The sequence below is a fragment of the Corynebacterium tuingiense genome, from assembly GCF_046718165.1.
Classification (GTDB): Bacteria; Actinomycetota; Actinomycetes; order Mycobacteriales; family Mycobacteriaceae; genus Corynebacterium.
In genome coordinates, this window is the sequence record NZ_CP177101.1 from 1153093 (window position 1) to 1174422 (window position 21330).

17 protein-coding genes, 1 rRNA gene and 1 riboswitch are annotated in these 21330 nt (G+C 59.0%); of the genes, 12 read left to right on the plus strand and 6 right to left on the minus strand.

The window, feature by feature from the left end; translation table 11 throughout:
• The first annotated feature begins 22 nt into the window (after positions 1-22).
• The 9 genes from pheT to argH all read left to right on the plus strand — a co-directional run bounded on the left by pheT (position 23) and on the right by argH (position 11249).
• Positions 23-2539 (plus strand): phenylalanine--tRNA ligase subunit beta, encoded by a 2517-nt coding sequence (gene pheT / locus ACLI1T_RS05505; protein WP_411703257.1) that lies wholly within the window; start codon positions 23-25, stop codon positions 2537-2539.
• A 202-nt stretch (positions 2540-2741) separates the two neighbouring features.
• Positions 2742-3785: an N-acetyl-gamma-glutamyl-phosphate reductase gene (gene argC / locus ACLI1T_RS05510; protein ID WP_349853208.1), complete on the plus strand. Its 1044-nt coding sequence runs from the start codon at positions 2742-2744 to the stop codon at positions 3783-3785.
• Between the two features lie 28 nt (positions 3786-3813).
• Positions 3814-4983 (plus strand): bifunctional glutamate N-acetyltransferase/amino-acid acetyltransferase ArgJ, encoded by a 1170-nt coding sequence (gene argJ, locus ACLI1T_RS05515; RefSeq protein WP_349853229.1) that lies wholly within the window; start codon positions 3814-3816, stop codon positions 4981-4983.
• An 8-nt stretch (positions 4984-4991) separates the two neighbouring features.
• Positions 4992-5927, plus strand: a complete 936-nt coding sequence (gene argB / locus ACLI1T_RS05520) for an acetylglutamate kinase (protein WP_023026555.1) — start codon at positions 4992-4994, stop codon at positions 5925-5927.
• A complete protein-coding gene (locus tag ACLI1T_RS05525; RefSeq protein WP_411703258.1) occupies positions 5924-7102 on the plus strand; it encodes an acetylornithine transaminase in 1179 nt (392 codons plus the stop codon). The genes argB and ACLI1T_RS05525 overlap by 4 nt, the downstream gene beginning before the upstream one ends.
• Positions 7099-8019: an ornithine carbamoyltransferase gene (gene argF / locus ACLI1T_RS05530; RefSeq protein ID WP_411703259.1), complete on the plus strand. Its 921-nt coding sequence runs from the start codon at positions 7099-7101 to the stop codon at positions 8017-8019. The genes ACLI1T_RS05525 and argF overlap by 4 nt, the downstream gene beginning before the upstream one ends.
• A gap of 2 nt (positions 8020-8021) precedes the next feature.
• A complete protein-coding gene (locus ACLI1T_RS05535) occupies positions 8022-8504 on the plus strand; it encodes an arginine repressor (RefSeq protein WP_023026561.1) in 483 nt (160 codons plus the stop codon).
• Positions 8505-8582: 78 nt separating this feature from the next.
• Positions 8583-9803, plus strand: coding sequence for an argininosuccinate synthase (locus ACLI1T_RS05540; protein ID WP_023017895.1), 1221 nt, complete (start codon positions 8583-8585; stop codon positions 9801-9803).
• Positions 9804-9809: 6 nt separating this feature from the next.
• Positions 9810-11249, plus strand: coding sequence for an argininosuccinate lyase (gene argH, locus ACLI1T_RS05545; RefSeq protein WP_349853216.1), 1440 nt, complete (start codon positions 9810-9812; stop codon positions 11247-11249).
• Positions 11250-11300: 51 nt separating this feature from the next.
• Here the strand turns inward: argH and ACLI1T_RS05550 are convergent, their stop codons facing one another.
• Genes ACLI1T_RS05550 through thiC form a run of 6 tightly spaced genes read right to left on the minus strand, consistent with a single transcriptional unit; the run spans position 11301 to position 17220 of the window.
• Positions 11301-12464: a ThiF family adenylyltransferase gene (locus ACLI1T_RS05550; RefSeq protein ID WP_023026566.1), complete on the minus strand. Its 1164-nt coding sequence runs from the start codon at positions 12462-12464 to the stop codon at positions 11301-11303.
• Complete coding sequence (locus tag ACLI1T_RS05555; RefSeq protein WP_411703260.1) at positions 12464-13246, minus strand: thiazole synthase; 783 nt, start codon at positions 13244-13246, stop codon at positions 12464-12466. Before ACLI1T_RS05555 ends, ACLI1T_RS05550 begins: the two co-directional genes overlap by 1 nt.
• Before the next feature lie 11 nt (positions 13247-13257).
• Positions 13258-13461 (minus strand): sulfur carrier protein ThiS, encoded by a 204-nt coding sequence (gene thiS / locus ACLI1T_RS05560; protein WP_411703261.1) that lies wholly within the window; start codon positions 13459-13461, stop codon positions 13258-13260.
• Between the two features lie 28 nt (positions 13462-13489).
• Positions 13490-14626: a glycine oxidase ThiO gene (thiO, locus tag ACLI1T_RS05565; RefSeq protein ID WP_411703294.1), complete on the minus strand. Its 1137-nt coding sequence runs from the start codon at positions 14624-14626 to the stop codon at positions 13490-13492.
• Entirely contained in the window at positions 14619-15284 is a 666-nt protein-coding gene (locus ACLI1T_RS05570) for a thiamine phosphate synthase (protein ID WP_411703295.1), read from the minus strand. Before ACLI1T_RS05570 ends, thiO begins: the two co-directional genes overlap by 8 nt.
• A gap of 4 nt (positions 15285-15288) precedes the next feature.
• Positions 15289-17220: a phosphomethylpyrimidine synthase ThiC gene (thiC, locus tag ACLI1T_RS05575; protein WP_023026576.1), complete on the minus strand. Its 1932-nt coding sequence runs from the start codon at positions 17218-17220 to the stop codon at positions 15289-15291.
• 1 nt (position 17221) lies between these two features.
• Positions 17222-17335: riboswitch (TPP riboswitch) on the minus strand.
• A 129-nt stretch (positions 17336-17464) separates the two neighbouring features.
• Between thiC and ACLI1T_RS05580 the strand changes: the two genes are divergently transcribed.
• The 3 genes from ACLI1T_RS05580 (at position 17465) to ACLI1T_RS05590 (ending at position 21167) form a co-directional block, all read left to right on the plus strand.
• A complete protein-coding gene (locus tag ACLI1T_RS05580) occupies positions 17465-17656 on the plus strand; it encodes a Trm112 family protein (protein ID WP_284850219.1) in 192 nt (63 codons plus the stop codon).
• 69 nt (positions 17657-17725) lie between these two features.
• Complete coding sequence (gene tyrS, locus ACLI1T_RS05585) at positions 17726-19012, plus strand: tyrosine--tRNA ligase (protein WP_411703262.1); 1287 nt, start codon at positions 17726-17728, stop codon at positions 19010-19012.
• Positions 19013-19649: 637 nt separating this feature from the next.
• Positions 19650-21167 (plus strand): 16S ribosomal RNA (locus ACLI1T_RS05590).
• The last annotated feature ends 163 nt before the right edge of the window (positions 21168-21330 follow it).

Sequence of the window (21330 nt, forward strand, 5' to 3'; positions counted from 1 at the left end):
ACCCAGAAAGGATAGATACATCATGCTTATTTCCCAAGACTGGGTTACCCGTATCCTTGGCGCTTCCAATCCGAATTGGAGCGTGTCCGCTGCCGATATGGATTCTGGTTTTGTCCGTGTAGGTTTTGAAACCGAGGGATATGAGCCTATCCCTGAGACTACTGGACCACTGGTCATTGGCCAGGTCGTAGAAATCGAAGAGCTTACGAAATTCAAAAAGCCCATTCGGTATTGCCAGGTCAACGTCGGTCAGGCCAATGGTACCGGTGAATTGCAGGGCATTATCTGCGGCGCGCGTAACTTCCGTTTGCATGACTACGTTGTAGTCTCCCTGCCCGGCGCAGAGCTGCCCGGCGGCTTCAAAATCGCAGCGCGCGAAACCTATGATCACATCTCCAATGGCATGATGTGCTCCGCTGCTGAGCTGGGCCTTGGCGCGCAGGCAAACGGCATCATCGTGCTGGGAGAGGAAGTTGCGGACATGGTGGGCGAAGATGCCCGTCCAGTCATCGGCCTGTCCGATACTGATTTTGACGTCAATATCACCCCAGACCGCGGCTACGCACTATCCGCGCGTGGGTTAAGCCGCGAGATCGCCTCGGCCTTTGATCTGGAGTTTAAGGACGTCGCCGATGATCCAGCGGTAGCTGGAATCGATACCTCTGTTGTGCCAGAGGCCGAAGGATCGCTTCTCAACATCGATCTGCGCGAGGAAACTAAGGCGCAGCGATTTGGCGTGCGCAAGGTGACCGGCATCGATCCGCAGGCACGCACCCCATTTTGGATGGAACGCGAACTCATGCTGTGCGGCCAGCGCAGCGTCAATGTGGCAACGGATGTGACCAACTACGTCATGTTGCTCTTGGGCGCCCCGATGCACGCCTTCGATGCCAATGAAATCGCAGGCGACCTTACGGTGCGCAATGCACACGAAGGCGAGAAGTTTGAGACCCTCGATCACGTCACTCGCGAACTTTCTGGTGAAGACGTGGTCATCTGTGATGACAACGGCATTCAATCTCTAGCCGGCGTTATGGGCGGTACGAGCTCAGAGATTTCTGACCAGACCACCGATGTCTACTTTGAGTCCGCAATCTGGGATCCCATCACCGTGGCCCGCACTTCTCGCCGGCACAAGCTTTCTTCTGAGGCATCGCGCCGGTTTGAGCGCGGCGTCGATCCGGCCATCGTCGAGGTGGCCCTCGATATTGCGTGTGCGTTGTTGCACTCCATCGCGGGCGGAACGATTGACAAGGGTCGCACCCTCGTCGGTGAGGTTGCTCAGCCACAGGCTATTCGTTTGCGTGCGGAAAAGCCGAGCGAATACGCCGGTGTGGAGTACTCCCGCGAGACCGTTATCTCCCGCCTCGAAGAAGTCGGTTGCTCCGTCGAAGCAGAATCGGATTCGGTACTTAAGGTCACACCCGCGACCTGGCGTACCGATATTTCCATGGACGTTGACCTCATCGAGGAGGTCTTGCGCCTAGAAGGCCTAGAAGATATCCCCACCGTTCTGCCTACGCCAGCAGGCGGTCGTGGTTTGCCCCTAGCGCAAAAGCGCCGCCGCGCCATCGGCCACGGTTTGGCCTATGCCGGCTACGCAGAGGTTTTGCCCACGCCGTTTATCGCAAACGACACCTTTGATGTGTGGGGCCTTGCCGCTGACGATGCCCGCCGCACTACCGTGGCAGTGCAGAACCCGTTGGAGTCTGACAAAGCCATCTTGGCCACGACCTTGCTTCCCGCAACGCTTGAGGCTTTGGGCCGCAACGTAGCTCGCGGCCGCAAGGATCTGGCGCTGTATGGCCTGCAGCAGGTGGCATTCAAGCGCGCAGAATCGTCACCGATGCCTTCCGTTGCCCAGCGTCCTGGCGATGAAGTTGTGGAAGAACTCCTGCGCACCCTCCCGGATCAGCCCTTGCACGTGGCAACCGTCGCTACGGGCAAGATGGAACACGAGGGCCCGTGGGGCGAAGGCCGCGATTACACTTATGCGGATGCCATCGAATCCGCACGTCTGGTTGCCCGCGCCGCGGGCCTTGATATCGAGGTCGAAGCCGCGCAACACCTGCCGTGGCACCCAGGCCGGTGCGCCGCCATCAAGGTGCCAGGATCAGATGACATCGTGGGCTACGCCGGCGAATTGCACCCCCAGATTCTTGAGGCGCTCAACTTGCCGCCGCGCACGTGTGCGATGGAGCTTAATATCACGGCGCTGCCGTTGACGGAGCGCTTCCCAGCGCCGGTGCTGTCTGCATTCCCAGCTTTGCACCAAGACATCGCGCTGGTGGTGGATGAGGATATCCCAGCAGAAAAGGTGCGCGCCACGGTAGAAGAGGGAGCTGGCGATCTCATCGAGTCGGTCGACCTCTTCGATATTTTCCGCGGTGAGCAATTGGGCGAGGGCAAAAAATCCTTAGCTTTCCAGCTGCAATTCCGCGCTGCAGACCGTACCTTGACCGATGAGGAGGTCAACGAGCACCGCACTACAGCCGCCGAATTGGCCAAGCAGCGCTTCGGCGCAGAAATGCGAGCATAGGGCAGACCCAGTAGTCCAGCCCTTTGCATTAAACGGCGAAGAACCAGACTTTGGTGGCACATAAGCCACTCGGGTCTTGGGTCTTCGCCGTTATGCTATTTCATGCAGATGTTTATTATTTTCACTCCTTATGAGCTGCGAAAAGTAATCCAATTCACTGAATAACATACAGTGGAGCGTATTTCTTGCTATAGTTCCGGGTATGACGATTTCAGTAGCAGTGGCAGGGGCCACAGGATACGCCGGCGGAGAGATACTGCGCTTGCTGCTATCCCACCCTGCCTATCACTCCGGTGACCTGCGCATTGGTTCCTTGACGGGAAATTCCCAAGTGGGCCAGCGCGTCGAAGAAATTATGCCGCACCTGCCGCAACTGGCAGAGCGCGTTATCGCCGAAACGACACCCGAGGAACTTGCGGGACATGACGTCGTATTCTTGGGCTTGCCGCATGGACACTCGGCGCGGATCGCGGAGCAATTGGGCGATGAGGTAACCATCATCGATTGCGCCGCCGACTTTCGGCTCCGTAAGGAAAGCGATTGGAAAGCCTATTACGGCGGGAACTATGCGGGGCAGTGGCCGTACGGTATCCCGGAAATCCCGGAAAACAGGTCAAACCTTAAAGGCACAAACCGGGTAGCCGTGCCCGGATGTTTCCCCACGGCCATTACCTTGGGGGCACTGCCCGCTATTGCGCGAGGGCTAGTGGAATCCACCCTTTCCGTGATTGCCATCACCGGCGTCTCCGGAGCGGGAAAGAAGGCTTCCGTCGCGCAATTGGGCGCAGAGACCATGGGAAACGTCAAGGCTTATAAACCAGGCGGCACCCACCGGCATACCCCGGAAATCGTGCAGAACTTGCAACCATTTTCCCACGATGAGGTGTCCGTGAGTTTCACCCCGGTGCTTGCGCCCATGCCCCGCGGGATTCTGGCGACGATTACGGCGGAGCTGAAAGGGGGCATCGGCAAGCAGCAGGTGCGCACCGCATTTGAGGAATTCTATGCCGATGAGCCCTTCTGCCTAGTGCTGCCAGAAGGCCAACAACCGGAAACCCAGAACGTGGTGGGCACGAACATGGTGCATATCCAAGCCCACGTCGATGAAAATTCCCACCGCCTCATCATTACCGCGGCGCTAGACAATTTATGCAAGGGTACCGCCGGTGCCGCCGTGCAATGTATGAACCTTGCGCTGGGATGGACAGAAACTTTGGGATTGCCCCAAGCCGCAGTCGCCCCTTAGGGCTGCGCACAATACAGAGGAGGAAATGATGACTACACCAGGAATCACAGGACCCGCCGGATTCAGTGCCGGCGCGGTAAAGGCCGGAATCAAGCCTTCCGGAAAATCGGATTTAGCTTTGATCGTCAATGAGGGCCCGCGCTCGGATGCGGCGGCGGTGTTTACGCGCAACCGCGTGGTGGCTTCCCCAGTAAAGGTCTCCCGCGAGGCGGTAGCGGATGGCCAGTTGCGCGCCGTAGTCATCAACTCCGGCAATGCCAATGCGTGCAATGGCGCGCAAGGCGATGCCGATGCGCGCGCAATGGTGGACGCCGTATCTCATCGCACGGATATCGCTGTGAAGGATATTGCCATCTGTTCTACCGGGCTTATCGGCGAGCCGTTGCCCATGGAGAATGCGCTTGCGGGCATCGCTGACGTCGTGCACCACGTGGGTACGACTCCACAGCACGGCAATGATGCCGCCACAGCCATTATGACCACGGATACCGTCCCCAAGGAATCCGCTTTTGCAGGCGATGGATGGTCCGTGGGCGCTATGGGCAAGGGCGTTGGCATGATGGCGCCGTCGCTAGCCACGATGTTGGTCTGCATTACTACCGATGCCGTCGCTGACGCGGCGGTCCTCCAAAGCTCGCTGGAAAAGGCCTGCGCACAGACTTTTAATACCTTGGACGTGGACGGTTCAACCTCTACCAATGACACCGTGATTGTCATGTCCTCCGGGGCCTCCGGCGTACAGCCCAGCGAAGAAGAGTTGTACCAAGCAATCCTAGAGGTCTGCGCGGATATTGCGGATCAGCTCCAAGCCGATGCTGAGGGAGTGACAAAGCGCGTAAAGATCACCGTTGAAGGCACGGGCTCCGATGAGCAGGCGCTCAATGCCGCTCGCACCCTTGGCCGGGATAATTTATTCAAATGCGCCATGTTTGGCTCCGATCCTAACTGGGGCAGGGTACTGGCCGCCGTCGGCATGGCGGATGCAGACATGGACCCAGACAATATCTCCGTCTATTTCAATGACCAGCCGGTATGCGAGCACTCGACGGGCGCGCCCGGGGCCCGCGATGTGGACTTGAGCGGGGCAGATATCGATGTCCGCGTGGATCTCGGCACCGGCGGTGAAGGTACGGCCTTTGTCCGCACGACGGACCTGTCCTACTCCTACGTTGAGATCAACTCGGCGTATAGCTCCTAGGAGGAGAAATGTTTCCCGGACTGAATAATCAAGAACGCGCTACGGTGCTGGCTGAAGCCCTGCCGTGGTTGCAACACTTCCGCGATAAAATCGTCGTCGTCAAGTATGGCGGCAACGCCATGGTGGATGAGGAACTCAAGGAAGCCTTTGCGGCGGATATGGTGTTTCTGCGCACCATCGGCGCAAAGCCCGTTGTCGTCCACGGCGGCGGCCCGCAGATCAATTCCATGCTGGATAAGCTCGGCATCGAAGGCGAGTTTAAGGGCGGTTTCCGCGTCACCTCGCCCGAAATCATGGATGTGGTGCGCATGGTCCTTTTTGGCCAAGTCGGCCGTGGACTAGTAAACCTCATCAACTCGCACGGGCCCTACGCCGTGGGCACAAGCGGCGAAGACGCTGGACTTTTCCGCGCCACCAAGCGGTTTGTGGAAGTAGAAGGAGAGGCGACCGATATCGGGATGGTGGGCGATATCGTGGAGGTCAACCCGGCAGCCGTCAATGACATCATCGAAGCCGGCCGCATCCCGGTGGTCTCAACCATCGCGCCAGGAGCCGATGGTGAGGTATATAACATCAACGCCGACAGCGCCGCGGGTGCGCTAGCGAGCGCACTGGGAGCAGAACGCCTTGTCATCTTGACCAACGTGGAAGGCCTTTATACCGACTGGCCGAATAAAGACTCCCTAGTCTCCAAAATCGAAAGCGATGAGCTTACTGGGCTGCTTCCCGGCCTGAGCTCCGGCATGATTCCCAAAATGGAGTCCTGCCTCAATGCCGTGCAGAGCGGGGTATCCGCCGCGCACGTCATCGACGGCCGAATAGGCCATTCCGTACTCCTTGAGCTTTTAACCCCAGGCGGCATTGGAACGATGGTCCTGCCCGATGATTACGAAAAGCACGATTATCCCGAAGGCACAGTGTTCAGGAAGGACGATATCGCATGAGCGCACAAGAAACATTAACCGGCCGATGGTCAGAAACGCTGGCCAATACCTACGGTGAGCCGCCACTCGGCTTGGTGTCCGGGGAGGGGGCTACCGTTACCGATGAGAACGGGAAAACCTACATTGACCTGCTGGCCGGCATCGCCGTGAATTCCTTGGGCTATGGCAATGCGGAGGTAGCAGATGCCGTTGCCAAGCAAAGCCGCACCCTTGTGCATACCTCCAATCTTTTTGCCACCCAACCTGTGCTCGACGCTGGGGCAAAGCTCATTGAGCGGGTAGGCGATAGCGACGCGCGCGTGTTTTTCTGCAACTCCGGCTCAGAGGCAAACGAAGCGGCATTCAAGCTCGCGCGGCTCACCGGTAGGCGGCGCATCCTCGCCGCGCACCATGGTTTTCACGGGCGCACAATGGGCTCTTTGGCCATGACTGGGCAGCCCGATAAGCAAAAGGCATTCCGCCCACTGCCAAGTGGCGTGGAATTTTATCCTTACGGCGATATCGACTACCTGCGCCAATTAGTGGAGCAAGACGCCGCGGATACCGCCGCCATCATTTTCGAGCCGATTCAGGGTGAGACCGGAATTATCCCCGCTCCCGCCGGTTTTATGCGGGCCGTTGCTGATTTATGCGATGAACACGGTATTTTGCTCATCGTCGATGAGGTCCAGGCCGGGGCAGGGCGCACGGGGCAATTCTTTGCGCACGAGTTTGAGGGAATTTCCCCCGATGTCGTCACCATGGCCAAGGGCCTCGGCGCCGGATTGCCTATCGGCGCCACTATCACCCGCGGTCGCGCCAAGGATTTATTTCAGCCGGGTTCCCACGGGACCACCTTTGGCGGAAACCCCGTGGCGTGCGCTGCGGCCAATGTAGTACTCGATGCACTCGATGAGAAGTTCTTGAATGAGGTCTCCGCCAAGGGCGAGCACGTAGCGCAGCAAGTAGAAAAGATTTCCGGGGTCAGCGAGGTGCGCGGCCGCGGTCTTATGCTAGGTGTTGTATTAAATGCGCCGGTGGCTCGCGAGGCCGTCAAGCGTGGATTTGAGCAAGGGATAATCCTCAATGCCCCGAGCGAGAACGTTTTGCGCCTTACTCCGCCATTGGTCATTTCCCAGCAGGAAATTGATACTGCCCTAGAAAAGCTACGCACCGTTGTGGAGGAATTAGTATGAGCTTGCGCCATTTCTTAGCCGATGATGACCTTAGCCCGGAGGAACAAAAAGAAGTCCTCGATCTCGCGGTTAAGCTCAAGGCCGATCCATTCGCGCGGCGCCCGTTGGAGGGACCAAAGACGATAGCCGTCCTCTTTGATAAGACGTCCACGCGCACCCGCTTTTCCTTTGAAACCGGAATTGCGCATATGGGCGGCAGCGCCATTACCGTTGATTCTTCGGGCACGCAGATGGGCAAGGGCGAGTCCTACCAGGATACGGGCGCGGTCTTGTCCCGCTACGTGGAGGCCATCGTCTGGCGCACATATGCCCACGACAACCTGGAACAGATGGCGGAGACTTCGACGGTTCCACTGGTCAATGCGCTGTCTGATGACCTGCATCCCTGCCAAATTTTGGCCGATCTTCTGACCTGCCGGGAAAACCTTGGCGATCTTGCTGGCCGCAAGGCGGTCTATCTTGGGGACGGCAATAATAATATGGCTAATTCTTATATGATTGGCTTTGCTACCGCTGGCATGGATATTTCCATCATTTCGCCGGAGGGGTTCCAGCCTCGTCCCGAATTTGTCGAGCGCGCACGGCAGCGCGGTAACGTTACGGTTACCGATGACGTTGCGGAAGTAGCCGGCGCCGATGTAGTCATAACGGATACTTGGGTGTCTATGGGCCAGGAAAACGATGGGCAGGACAGGCGCACGCCGTTTTTGCCTTATCAGGTCTCCGAAGACGTGATGGCAAAGGCGAAGGACGACGCTATTTTCTTGCACTGCCTGCCGGCCTATCGTGGCAACGAGGTGGCAGCAGAGGTCATCGACGGGCCGCAGTCCCGAGTATTCGATGAGGCGGAAAACCGCCTGCATGCCCAAAAGGCACTGCTGGTGTGGCTGCTCGATATTAATAAGGAGAACCGCTAGCGATGAGCACCCCGAGCACTCGAAATGCCCGGCAGGCAAAGATCTTGGAAATTTTGGATCGCAATCGCGTCACGAGCCAGGTGCAATTATCGGAGCTCTTGTTGGCAGAAGGCATCGATATCACGCAGGCCACGCTGTCGCGGGATCTTGATGAGCTGGGAGCGAAGAAGGTCAAGCGAGACGGTGGGCGCTCGTACTATATGGTCGCGGGCGAGCTGGAACAATTCGAAGATCAGGTGGGCGGACCGCGCGAGAAGTTGCGGCGCATGTTGGATGAATTGGTGGTCTCCCACGATTCTTCGATGAATATCGCGATGTTGCGCACGCCGGCGGGCGCAGCGCAGTACCTCGCCAGCTTTATCGATCGCGTGGGCCTGCACGATGTAGTGGGGTGCATCGCCGGTGATGACACCATCTTTGTGCTGGCACGCGAGGGGGTTACCGGTGCGGAATTGGCGGAAAGGCTGAAGGCGCAGAAGATTTAAAGAATAGTGGCATTCTCGCACCCGCTCGTATATTATTTAACTAACCGAATTTTTTTCAATTATTGAAGGAGTCTTAGCATGTCTGCACGCGTAGTCTTGGCCTATTCCGGTGGCCTCGATACCTCGGTAGCCATTCCATACCTGGCAAAGATGACCGGCGGCGACGTTGTTGCCGTCTCCCTTGACTTGGGTCAGGGCGGCGAGGATATGGAGTCCGTACGCCAGCGCGCGCTCGATTGCGGTGCGGTGGAGTCCATCGTTATCGATGCCAAAGATGAGTTTGCGGAGCAATACTGCGTGCCCACCATTAAGGCGAATGGCATGTACATGAAGCAGTACCCGCTGGTATCTGCCATTTCCCGCCCGCTGATTACCAAGCACCTGGTAAAAGCCGCCCAGGAGCACGGCGGAACGCACGTTTCCCACGGTTGTACCGGTAAGGGCAATGACCAGGTGCGCTTTGAGGTGTCCTTCCGCGCCCAGGATCCATCGCTAGAGATCGTCGCCCCAGCGCGCGATTATGCATGGACCCGCGATAAGGCCATCGATTTTGCAGAAGAGATTAACCTGCCCATTGAGCAATCGGCGGCCTCGCCATTTTCCATCGACCAGAACCTGTGGGGCCGTGCGGTAGAAACCGGCTTCCTGGAGGATTTGTGGAACCCGCCGACAAAGGATCTCTACGCATATACGGAAGACCCGGGCCTGGGCAATGCTCCAGATGAGATTATCATTTCCTTTGAGAAGGGTGTTCCAGTTGCGGTCGATGGCAAGAAGCTGACCCCGCTGCAGGTCATCGAAGAGGTCAATCGCCGCGCTGGTGCCCAGGGAATCGGCCGCCTGGACATGGTAGAGGACCGGTTGGTGGGCATTAAGTCCCGCGAGGTCTACGAGGCACCGGGTGCCATGGTGCTCATTCAGGCCCACGAGGCGCTGGAGGATGTCACCGTGGAGCGCGAGCTGGCACGCTACAAGCGCCTGACGGATGCACGGTGGTCCGAGGAGGTTTACGACGGCCTGTGGCACTCGCCGCTCAAGCGTTCTCTGGATGCCTTCATCGAGGAGTCCCAGGAGAACGTCACTGGCGATATCCGCCTGAGCCTGCACGCAGGTACCGCGACCGTCACCGGCCGCCGCTCCGGACAGTCGCTGTACTCCTTCGATTTGGCTACCTACGACACCGGCGATACCTTCGACCAGACCGCTGCAAAGGGCTTTGTCCAGTTGCACGGCTTGTCCACCCAGATTTCCAACCAGCGTGACCGCGAGGGTGGTTTCCCCACCAGCGCAGAAAAATAGGCACCGATGGAACCACACAAGACTAACGAAGGCGCGCTCTGGGGCGGCCGGTTCTCCGGCGGCCCTTCCGAAGCGATGTTCGCCCTCTCGGTTTCCACCCATTTTGACTGGGTGCTTGCCCCTTACGACGTACTCGCCTCGAAGGCGCATGCCAAGGTGCTGCACAAGGCAGGGCTGCTTTCCGATGCCGACCTCGACACCATGCTTTCCGGACTCACCGAGCTCGGGGAAAAGGTAGCTTCGGGCGAATTTGTGCCAGCACCCACCGACGAAGATGTGCACGGCGCCATGGAGCGCGGCCTCATCGACATCGTTGGGCCCGAGGTAGGCGGCCGCCTGCGCGCGGGACGTTCCCGCAATGACCAAGTTGCCACGCTCTTTCGCATGTGGGTGCGCGATGCCATCCGCGATACGACCCTGCAAGTCTCCGAGCTTGTCGATGCCCTAGCGGATCAAGCCGCCGCGCATCCCGAGGCCATCATGCCGGGCAAGACGCACTCCCAGGCCGCGCAGCCCATCTTGCTTGCCCACGAATTGTTGGGTCATGCCCAACCGCTGCTGCGCGATATTCAACGCTTGCAGGACTTGGATAAGCGGCTAGCCGTATCCCCGTATGGCTCGGGTGCGCTCGCAGGTTCCTCCCTGCAGCTTGACCCAGAAGCCATCGCCGTAGAGCTCGGATTTGATTCCGCTGCGGAAAACTCCCTGGATGGCACCGCATCTCGCGATTTTGCCTCGGAAACGGCCTTTGTGCTGGCGCAGATCGCAGTGGACATGTCCCGGCTGGCAGAAGAGATCATCTACTGGTGTACCCCAGAGTACGGCTACGTCACCTTGGATGACGCGTGGTCGACAGGCTCATCCATCATGCCGCAGAAAAAGAACCCGGATATCCCGGAACTTACCCGCGGCAAGACCGGGCGCCTGATTGGCAACCTCACGGGGCTGCTATCCACGCTCAAGGCACAGCCACTGGCTTATAACCGCGACCTGCAAGAGGACAAAGAACCCATCGTGGACTCGGTGGCGCAGCTCAATTTGTTGCTGCCATCGATGACCGGGCTCGTGTCCACCCTGTCCTTTAATGAGGACAGGATGCGCGAGTTGGCACCACGCGGATTCACCTTGGCCACCGACCTAGCAGAGTGGATGGTTCGCCAAGGCGTGCCCTTCCGCGAAGCACACGAAGCTTCCGGCGCGTGCGTACGCATCGCCGAAGAGCGGGGAGTGGACCTGGTGGATCTCACTGACGAGGAACTTAGGGGCGTCGACAAGCGGCTGACCCCAGAGGTGCGCGCGGTCCTGACCATTGATGGTGCGGTCGCTTCCCGCACAACCAAGGGCGGGACCGCCGGCGTTCGCGTTGCTGAACAGCGCGAAACCGTCCGCGAACATGCCGCCGCGGCGCGTGAGTGGGCTACCAAGCCAGTGCGCACGCAGAACTAGAAGGGCGACAGACAAGGTCCCTGGCTTATCTAGCAGATAAAAATGCCCTCATCAATGAGAGGATGGCATTCCATGAGACGTCGCGGGTTGGCCCTTTATGCCGCCTGCGACGTTGTGCAACGTGATGCCGCGCCGTTCGGCATCCTCGGCGAAAGCTGAGATGAAGCTGGCCGAGCGCTTGCCGGAGGCGCAGTACACCCACGCTTCGCTAAGCCCCTCGGCCTGCAGGGAATCGAGGAGGCAGCGCGCTGCCTCTGGATCTTCCAGCCACACGGAGGTTGGTAAGTGGTAATGCTTGGCAGTGGAGTCAAAGAAGAAATCATCGATGGCGGCTTCACTGATTTCGCGCACATCGATGGCCGCGGCGCCATCGCGTAGCTTGTCGAAGATCTCGGCATCGGTATCATCGTCCTCCGGCACGGCACAAGCTCCGCCACCGTAGTCATGCTGCAACTGGGTGGTTAGTTCGCGTGCTGGGTCGCGGGGCACGTGGAAGTGGTCGATGGAGGCGGTTAGGGCATTGTAGATGCTTAGCAGGCCCACCCGGTCGCGGTTCATGCCCGTTGCGAACTGGATCAGCTCGGTGGACATCAGGCCCGCGACCACGCTGGTGGTCACGCCCAGCACGCCGGCGGTGGCGCAATCAGGCACGGAATCGGGGTCGGGTTGCAGGGGATAGAGGTCGCGCATGCCCACGCCCGACTCGGCGCCGGGCCCGGACCACCACACTGCGCAGTCGCCCCGAAAACGCAGCACCGAGCCCCATACCAGCGGGGTGCCCGTGATCTCCGCGGCATCGGCTGCTAGGAACTTGGTGGTAAACGTGTCGGAACCATCCACTAGGATGTCCACCCCGCGGAGGTAGTCCACGGCATTGTCAGCAGTAAGTCGGCCGCGAATCGCATGCACCACGATGCCGGGCTGCAGTTGCTGGAGCTTTTCGGCTGCGACCTCCACCTTGGGCCTTCCCACATCGTGGGCACCGAATAGGATCTGGCGGTGGATATTGCTCAGATCCACCGTGTCGTCGTCGATCACAGAGATCTCACCCACGCCGGCGGCAGCCAGCTGCTGCATCAGGGGACAGCCCAAACCACCAGCGCCGATGACAAAGACGTGGGTGGAGTGCAGCGCCTCTTGCTGGGCGATGCCGAAGCCAGGCAACAGCGTTTGGCGGGCAACCCTGTGCAACTCTTCGCGGGGCAGTTGGCTCATTACAGGACCTTGTCTTCCCAGCTAGCCAAGCCTTCAAACGATGACGATGCTACGGCGTGCTGTCGCTTTGGAATGCGGCCGGCTTGGCGGGCCAACCGGCCGCCTTCCACGGCGTATTTCATTGCAGTGGCCATTGCCAGGGGATCCTGGCAGCGGTTGATGGCACTGGCGAGAAGCACGCCATCGCACCCCAGCTCCATGGCCAGTGCAGCATCGGAGGCCGTGCCCACACCGGCATCCAGCAGCACGGGCACGTGGGTACGCGAACAGATCAGCTCGATATTGTGCGGATTCAGGATGCCCAGGCCCGTGCCGATGGGCGAGCCCAAAGGCATCACCGCATCCACGCCCACGTCTTCTAGCCGCTTGGCGATGACCGGATCGTCGCTCGTGTATGCCAGCACTACGAATCCTTCGGCAACCAGCATCTCGCACGCATCTACGAGCTCCACCACGTCGGGCAAAAGCGTGCGATCATCCGCGATAACCTCCACCTTCACCCAATTGGTGCCCAGTGCCTCGCGGGCTAGCTTGGCTGTAGTTACGGCATCGCGGGCCGTGCGACAACCCGCAGTGTTGGGCAGCACGTCAATGTTCAACCGCTGTAGGAGCTCAAAGATGGATTCCCCACCTGCACTCGTGCCACTGTGCCGACGCATGGCCACGGTGGTCAGCTGCGTACCGCTGGCAACCAGGGATTGTTCCAACATAGCCTGACTGCTGGCACCGCCGGTTCCCATTACTAGGTGCGAATCGAAGTGTTTATCTGCGATCGTAAGCATGGCTAAAGCTCCTAACCGCCCTGCACGGCGGTGAGGATATCGAGTTCATCGCCGTTGGCGACTTCATAAGACCAGTTGCTGGCTGGAACGACATCGCCATTGACGGCAACGGCCACGCCTTTCGGTGCGGCATCGCCAGTTTCTGCTTCTACGATGGCTGCCACGGTGATGTGCTCATCGCTGCTGCGGGGTTCTCCATTAACCGTGTATTCCATGGTGCTTATTCCTTTCTTTTGTGGGTGGCTAGCGGGTGTGGCGTAGTGGATCGCAGGCCGAGATGTCCAACCCCGGGGACGTGCCCAACCCCAACTGGGCACCTACCTTAGCCCCGAAGGCGGACAGGAGGATTCCGTGGCGGAAGTATCCGGTAGAGACCACTAGCCCGTCGCGTACTTTGCCCAGGTAGGGAAGGTCATCGGGGGTGCCAGGCCGGGCTCCAACGATCGCTTCGATGAATTCGCATTCCTCCAGCCCGGGAACCACGCGGATGGCATCTCTAAGAAGCGTGTGCACACCGTCTACGGCGGGCCCCTTGCGGTTATCTTCGCGGCTGGTCGCCCCGACGGCGATGGTGCCATCGGTGCGGGGGATGACATACACCGGCCGGTCCTCCACGAATGCGCGCACCACTCGGGTGAGCGGCTCGCCGCTGGTGTGCACTAGTTCTTCCGGTACCCGCAGTCGCAGCATGTCGCCGTACACCGGCCGAAGTGCCAGGGGATTGGCGCCCTCGAACCAGCCGTCCACCTCCTTGGCCCCCAGTCCGTTGCAGAGGTAGATCATGTCGGCGGTGAGCACCCGGGCATCGGCAAGCTGCACATTTTGGCCGTCGATGCGCGTTGCTGCAATGGACATAAAGCGAACCCCGGCGTGCTGCAGATATTCCAAAAGGCACGCGCTGAACATGCGCGGGTTGATTTGATGATCGCCCGGGATTTCCACCGCGGCCGCCAGCTGGGGACTTAAGCCCGGCTCTAGCTTCCGGGCTTGCCGCAATGGCAGCGCGTGGGCATCCATGCCGTGTTTCTGCTGCAGCGCCAGCAGCTCGCGGATGTGCACGCCATCGGCGCGGTCGGCACCTACCACCAGGGTGGATTCGCTGCGGTGGCCGGTGGGCGCGGTGGTTTTGGCACCTAACCTGGCCAGCAGGTCAGGGAACATCTCGGCCGAAGCCAGCATCAGCGGGTACAGCGGTTCTTGCTGGTATTGCACCTCCGCAACCGGAGCCAGCATGCCACCGGCCACGAACGTGGCACCGCTGATGGGCTGGGGATCTACCACTAGGATTTGCCGCGGGTCCACGCCCGCATTCACCAGCTCGAATGCGGTGGTCAGCCCGATGATTCCCGCGCCGATTATGGCGTGCTCGGTATTATCCATGTGAACCGTTTGCTGCATTCTTGTTCGCCCGATCGAAGGCATCGACAACCGTGGTTGCCAGCGCAGCTGGATCATCGGAGTCCATAAAGGCACGTACGATTGCCACTCCAGCCACACCGGTTTGGGCCAGCGCTTCGGCGTCGGTGGCCTGCACGTCTCCAATCGCCACCACCGGAACTGCCGATGCACTCACGAGTGGGGGATAACCATCCAACCCCAGCGGGGTGCGGCCGGAGGACTTTGTCGGAGTGGGGCGGAACGGGCCGGCTCCGATGTAGTCGATCACATCGGCGTAGTCGTTAGCGCCCTGCACAAGTTCGAGGGTGCCGGTGGTCAGCCCGATAATCGCATCCTCACCAAGGATTTGTCGTGCCAGGCGCGGACCCAAGTCGTCTTGGCCAATGTGCACGCCGTGGATGTGGTGTTCGCCCATGAGCGCGGCGGCTACGTCGACTCGGTCATCGACAAGCACACGCGTCGCCGGATTGGCTTCCTCGACTGCTGCGGCAACGTCGATGGCCAAGGCGGTCAAATCGCGCACGCTGATCGGCTTGCTGCGAACTTGAATCACGCCCGCACCACCTGCCGCTGCTGCTGCGGCCACCTGTACGACCTTTTCCTGCGGTGCGCCCGTCACGTGGTAGCACCGTAGGTCCAGTAGGTTACCGTGCACTGTGTCCCGCAGCTTCCTTTTCCAAGTCTTCGGCTACTTCCTTGGCCTCGCTGCGGTTCAGGTACAGTTTGGAACCCGCGCGGCGGAACTCCTCGGCCATTTCTTCTTCGCCTTCGGCATTAGTGACACCCTCTTCTTCCACGCTCTGGCGGCCGAAGCCAGGCAAGCCGAGGTCCTTGACTAGCGACTGCTCCTGATCGGTGGCCAGAGCCTCATCGATCTTCTCACCGAATGCATCGCGGATGTCCTGGCTGATGCGCATGGAACAGAACTTGGGGCCACACATCGAGCAGAAGTGGGCGGTCTTCGCCGGCTCCGCGGGCAGGGTTTCGTCGTGGTAGGACTGGGCGGTATCCGGGTCCAGGGACAGGGCGAACTGGTCGTGCCAGCGGAACTCGAAGCGCGCCTTGCTCATCGCATCGTCCCACTCGTGGGCACCCGGGTGGCCCTTGGCGACGTCCGCGGCATGCGCCGAGACCTTGTAGGTGATCACGCCGGTCTTCACGTCGTCCTTATTCGGCAGGCCGAGGTGCTCCTTCGGGGTGACGTAGCACAGCATTGCGGTACCACCCATGGCGATATTGGCCGCACCGATGGCGGAGGTGATGTGATCGTAACCGGGAGCAATGTCGGTGACCAGCGGTCCCAGGGTGTAGAACGGTGCACCGCCGCACCATTCCTGCTCCTTTTCGTTGTTGACCTGCACCATGTTTAGCGGCACGTGGCCCGGGCCTTCGACCATCACCTGCACGTCGTATTCCCACGCGCGGTGGGTCAGCTCGCCGATGGTCTTTAGCTCGGCGAACTGGGCTGCGTCGTTGGCGTCGGCGATGGAGCCGGGGCGCAGGCCGTCGCCCAGAGAGAACGCGACGTCGTATTTGGCGAAGATCTCGCACAGCTCGTCGAAGTTCTCATAGAGGAAGGATTCCTTGTGGTGTGCCAGGCACCAGCCGGCCATGATGGAACCGCCGCGGGAGACGATGCCGGTCACGCGCTTGGTGGTCAGCGGCACGAAGGGCAGGCGCACGCCGGCGTGGATCGTCATGTAGTCCACACCCTGCTCACACTGCTCGATCACGGTATCGCGGAAGATTTCCCAGGTCAGATCCTCGGCGACGCCGTCGACCTTCTCGAGTGCTTGGTAGATCGGCACGGTACCAATCGGCACCGGAGAGTTGCGCATGATCCACTCGCGGGTGGTGTGAATGTCGTTACCGGTGGATAGATCCATCACGGTATCTGCGCCCCAGCGGGTAGCCCAGCGCAGCTTGTCTACCTCTTCGCGGATCGAGGAAGTCACGGCGGAGTTACCGATATTGGCGTTGATCTTCGTGTTGAAGGCATTGCCGATGATCATCGGCTCGGACTCTGGGTGGTTGATGTTGTTCGGGATGATCGCTTTACCGGAGGCAACCTGCTCGCGCACCTTTTCTACGTCACAGTGCTCGCGCAGTGCGACGTATTCCATCTCCGGGGTGATAACACCCTGGCGGGCGTAGTGCATCTGGGTTACGCGCTTTCCTTCCTTGGCCCGCAGCGTTTCGCGGCTGACGCCCTTCCACTCGTCGCTGGCCTCGCCACGCTTGAGGGCGCGGTTACCGTCGTCCAGCAAGTTGCGACGACGCCCCTCGTAGGCCTCCACATCTCCGCGGGCTTTGATCCACTCGCTGCGCAGGGCCTCTAGGCCTTCGGTTGGCTCGGCCCACGGACCGCGGGTGCGGTAGAGCTTCTGCGGTGCGTTCGGTCCCGTCGGGGAATCATCCAGCTGCACCTCGGTCTCCGGCACCTGCAGGGTGAAGGTCTTACCGAAGGATTCCACCTGCTTCTCGATGGGGGCGAAGCTGTGCTTCGGGTGGATTTCCGCACCATATTCGTCGTTCGGAATGGTGGTACGGGTGTGTTGGGTAGACGTATCCGTCATAGTTGACTCTCCTCATTCTTCCTTCGCTGGTTCTAACCAGGCAGGTTCTAGCGGTACTCGCGCGGGCATACAGCGCGATCTCAGCTCGATACCTCGAGCGCCCGTGTTCGGTTGCACCTTCCACTGTAACGCACACCACCCGATAGTGAAGTTATGGGCTAGGTGGTTGACCGAGGAGGCATCGGCAAGCAACACCAGGGAGTCACTCGGTGAGATGTCCGGGGCAGGGGCTAAACTAAGCAGCATGATTGATCAGAAGCTCCTAGAGATCCTCGTGTGCCCCATCGACAGGCAACCGCTGGAGGATCACGGTGACTATTTGGTGAACCCCAGGCTGAACAAGGCCTATCCGGTGCAGGATGGCATCCCGGTGCTGCTGGTCGACGAGGCCACGGACTGGCCCGGCGAGTACCACCCATTGGCTGCGGATAAGTAGAACCGCACGCCCTGCAAAGATATAACCCCAAAAAGAACAAATAATAGGGAGCAAAGGGAACACCTTCGTATGAGCAACACCACGAACATCATCGACGAATTGCAATGGCGCGGGCTGATCAACCAGTCCACGGATCTGGAGGCGCTGAGGGAGGCCGCAGAGAATCGGATCAGTTTGTACTGCGGTTTCGATCCGACGGGCAGCTCGCTGCACGCCGGCCACTTGGTGCCGCTGATCATGTTGAAGCGCTTCCAGCAATTCGGCCACCGTCCCATCGCCTTGGCCGGTGGCGCGACGGGAATGATTGGCGATCCACGCGATGTGGGGGAGCGCTCCATGCTCTCAGAAGCGCAGATCGCAGAGAACATGCAGGCCATCAAGACCCAACTTGCGGCTTTCGTGGACTTCACCGATGCAGGGGAAGTTGCCAGCCCGGCGGTAATGGTGAATAACGCGGACTGGACTAGCCAGATAAACGTCATCGAATACCTACGCGATATCGGCAAGAACTTCTCGCTGAACACCATGCTGGACCGCGATACCGTGAAGCGGCGTTTGGAATCCGACGGTATTTCCTACACCGAGTTTTCCTACATGCTGCTGCAAGCCAACGACTTTGTGCACCTGCACAACGAATACGACTGTGTGCTGCAGATTGGAGGTGGCGACCAGTGGGGTAACATCGTTTCCGGTGTGGATCTGAACCGGCGAGTAAACGGTGCGAAGGTGCACGGCCTGACGGTGCCGCTGGTGACAGATGCCGAGGGCAATAAGTTCGGCAAATCCACCGGTGGCGGCAAACTGTGGCTAGATCCGGAGCTGACCAGCCCGTACTCCTGGTACCAGTACTTCATTAACGCCGGTGATGCCGTGGTTATCGATTACCTGCGTTGGTTTACCTTCCTCACCCAGGACGAAATCGTGGAGCTGGAGCGCAAGGTGGAGGAGGAGCCCCACAAGCGTGAGGCGCAACGCGTGTTGGCGCGGGAGATGACCACCCTGGTGCACGGGGCGCAGGCCACCGAAGCAGTGGAGTTGGCTTCCCAGGCGCTGTTCGGCAGGGCAGAACTGCAGGATTTGGACGAGGCCACGTTGTCTTCTGCATTGCAGGAAACCGAGGTGGTTGAGGTCAGCACGCAGGCCACCATCCTAGACTTGTTGGTTGAGTCGGGATTGGAGAAATCCAAGGGTGCCGCGCGCCGCACTGTGGGCGAGGGCGGTGCGTACGTGAATAACCAGCGCATCGAGGACATCGAGTGGTCACCGTCTTCCCAAGACCTGCTGCATGGCTCTTGGCTGGTGTTGCGTAAGGGCAAGAAACGCTTCGCCGGGGCACGGGTTGTGAATCCCTCCTAGTGACGGCGCCCTGGCTGTTAACTGATCCCTTGGTAATTGCGGTTTTACGCTTTTGCCAGGGGATTTGTGTGTTTCTTGGAGTGGGGTGTAGGTTTATCCAAGTCGCCGGGAGGTAGCCGGTTGGTTACTTTTTAGTGACTTTTTGTACTGGCTTGGTTCAAGGATTTGACTTGGTTCAGGTTGTTGGGTAAGTTAGTACGAGCCGCCGATGAGAGGTTAACGTTTGGTTAATTTTCTTGTGGTGTGTGGATGTTGTTTGAGAACTCAATAGTGTGCCAATGTACTTATTTTTTATTTTTGTGTGCATGGTTGTGTGTTGATTGGTCTGTTGGCCAGCAAGTCTAGAGTTGGTTTGTTGGTTGGTGTGTGCCGGTAAGGTATGTGAAGCATGTACCTTTTTGAATACTGTTTAGTGTTTCGGCTGCATTGATGGATTGGTTGGCATGTGATTGTGTTCAACTTTTTGTCTCCCTTTTTGTGCCCCGTCGGGTTGGGGAGGCAGTGATTTTTTCTTTGTAGTAATTTTTTGGACGCCAGCATGGGCCTGCTTTTGTGGGTTTGTGGTGGTTTGTTCTTTTGGTTAGGTTTGGGCTTTTCACGGCCTATTTTGGAATTTTGTTGTTCTGAAATTTTTCTTTTTGTGGAGAGTTTGATCCTGGCTCAGGACGAACGCTGGCGGCGTGCTTAACACATGCAAGTCGAACGGAAAGGCCCTGCTTGCAGGGTACTCGAGTGGCGAACGGGTGAGTAACACGTGGGTGATCTGCCCTGCACTTCGGGATAAGCTTGGGAAACTGGGTCTAATACCGGATAGGAGCCATCTTTAGTGTGGTGGTTGGAAAGTTTTTTCGGTGTAGGATGAGCTCGCGGCCTATCAGCTTGTTGGTGGGGTAATGGCCTACCAAGGCGGCGACGGGTAGCCGGCCTGAGAGGGTGTACGGCCACATTGGGACTGAGATACGGCCCAGACTCCTACGGGAGGCAGCAGTGGGGAATATTGCACAATGGGCGCAAGCCTGATGCAGCGACGCCGCGTGGGGGATGAAGGCCTTCGGGTTGTAAACTCCTTTCGCTAGGGACGAAGCTTTGTGTGACGGTACCTAGATAAGAAGCACCGGCTAACTACGTGCCAGCAGCCGCGGTAATACGTAGGGTGCGAGCGTTGTCCGGAATTACTGGGCGTAAAGGGCTCGTAGGTGGTTTGTCGCGTCGTCTGTGAAATTCTGGGGCTTAACTCCGGGCGTGCAGGCGATACGGGCATAACTTGAGTGCTGTAGGGGTAACTGGAATTCCTGGTGTAGCGGTGAAATGCGCAGATATCAGGAGGAACACCGATGGCGAAGGCAGGTTACTGGGCAGTTACTGACGCTGAGGAGCGAAAGCATGGGTAGCGAACAGGATTAGATACCCTGGTAGTCCATGCCGTAAACGGTGGGCGCTAGGTGTGAGGGTCTTTCTACGACTTTCGTGCCGTAGCTAACGCATTAAGCGCCCCGCCTGGGGAGTACGGCCGCAAGGCTAAAACTCAAAGGAATTGACGGGGGCCCGCACAAGCGGCGGAGCATGTGGATTAATTCGATGCAACGCGAAGAACCTTACCTGGGCTTGACATACACCAGATTGGGCTAGAGATAGTTCGTCCCTTTGTGGTTGGTGTACAGGTGGTGCATGGTTGTCGTCAGCTCGTGTCGTGAGATGTTGGGTTAAGTCCCGCAACGAGCGCAACCCTTGTCTTATGTTGCCAGCATTTGGTTGGGGACTCATGAGAGACTGCCGGGGTTAACTCGGAGGAAGGTGGGGATGACGTCAAATCATCATGCCCCTTATGTCCAGGGCTTCACACATGCTACAATGGTCGGTACAACGCGCTGCGACACTGTGAGGTGGAGCGAATCGCTGAAAGCCGGCCTTAGTTCGGATTGGGGTCTGCAACTCGACCCCATGAAGTCGGAGTCGCTAGTAATCGCAGATCAGCAATGCTGCGGTGAATACGTTCCCGGGCCTTGTACACACCGCCCGTCACGTCATGAAAGTTGGTAACACCCGAAGCCGGTGGCCTAAACGTGTTAGGGAGCCGTCGAAGGTGGGATCGGCGATTGGGACGAAGTCGTAACAAGGTACCCGTACCGGAAGGTGCGGGTGGATCACCTCCTTTCTAAGGAGCTTTTTTATTGGGCTGCAGTTGCAGCCATGGCCCACAGTTGTGGGTTGCCCACCGTGTTTGATGGTGGGTTGGTGGTTGAGTGGGCGAGTGTTCTGCTGCCACCGAATTTGGAAATTCCGGGTAGGAGACACACCTTAATCAGCAGTATCAAGTG

Coding starts and splice junctions, on each gene's coding strand:
- ACLI1T_RS05550 (WP_023026566.1), bottom strand. CDS start 12,464: ATGAGCCAACTGCCCCGCGAAGAGTTGCACAGGGTTGCCCGCCAAACG.
- thiC (WP_023026576.1), bottom strand. CDS start 17,220: ATGACGGATACGTCTACCCAACACACCCGTACCACCATTCCGAACGAC.
- argB (WP_023026555.1), top strand. CDS start 4,992: ATGTTTCCCGGACTGAATAATCAAGAACGCGCTACGGTGCTGGCTGAA.
- ACLI1T_RS05580 (WP_284850219.1), top strand. CDS start 17,465: ATGATTGATCAGAAGCTCCTAGAGATCCTCGTGTGCCCCATCGACAGG.
- argH (WP_349853216.1), top strand. CDS start 9,810: ATGGAACCACACAAGACTAACGAAGGCGCGCTCTGGGGCGGCCGGTTC.
- thiO (WP_411703294.1), bottom strand. CDS start 14,626: ATGGATAATACCGAGCACGCCATAATCGGCGCGGGAATCATCGGGCTG.
- argJ (WP_349853229.1), top strand. CDS start 3,814: ATGACTACACCAGGAATCACAGGACCCGCCGGATTCAGTGCCGGCGCG.
- ACLI1T_RS05535 (WP_023026561.1), top strand. CDS start 8,022: ATGAGCACCCCGAGCACTCGAAATGCCCGGCAGGCAAAGATCTTGGAA.
- argC (WP_349853208.1), top strand. CDS start 2,742: ATGACGATTTCAGTAGCAGTGGCAGGGGCCACAGGATACGCCGGCGGA.
- argF (WP_411703259.1), top strand. CDS start 7,099: ATGAGCTTGCGCCATTTCTTAGCCGATGATGACCTTAGCCCGGAGGAA.
- thiS (WP_411703261.1), bottom strand. CDS start 13,461: ATGGAATACACGGTTAATGGAGAACCCCGCAGCAGCGATGAGCACATC.
- tyrS (WP_411703262.1), top strand. CDS start 17,726: ATGAGCAACACCACGAACATCATCGACGAATTGCAATGGCGCGGGCTG.
- pheT (WP_411703257.1), top strand. CDS start 23: ATGCTTATTTCCCAAGACTGGGTTACCCGTATCCTTGGCGCTTCCAAT.
- ACLI1T_RS05525 (WP_411703258.1), top strand. CDS start 5,924: ATGAGCGCACAAGAAACATTAACCGGCCGATGGTCAGAAACGCTGGCC.
- ACLI1T_RS05555 (WP_411703260.1), bottom strand. CDS start 13,246: ATGCTTACGATCGCAGATAAACACTTCGATTCGCACCTAGTAATGGGA.
- ACLI1T_RS05540 (WP_023017895.1), top strand. CDS start 8,583: ATGTCTGCACGCGTAGTCTTGGCCTATTCCGGTGGCCTCGATACCTCG.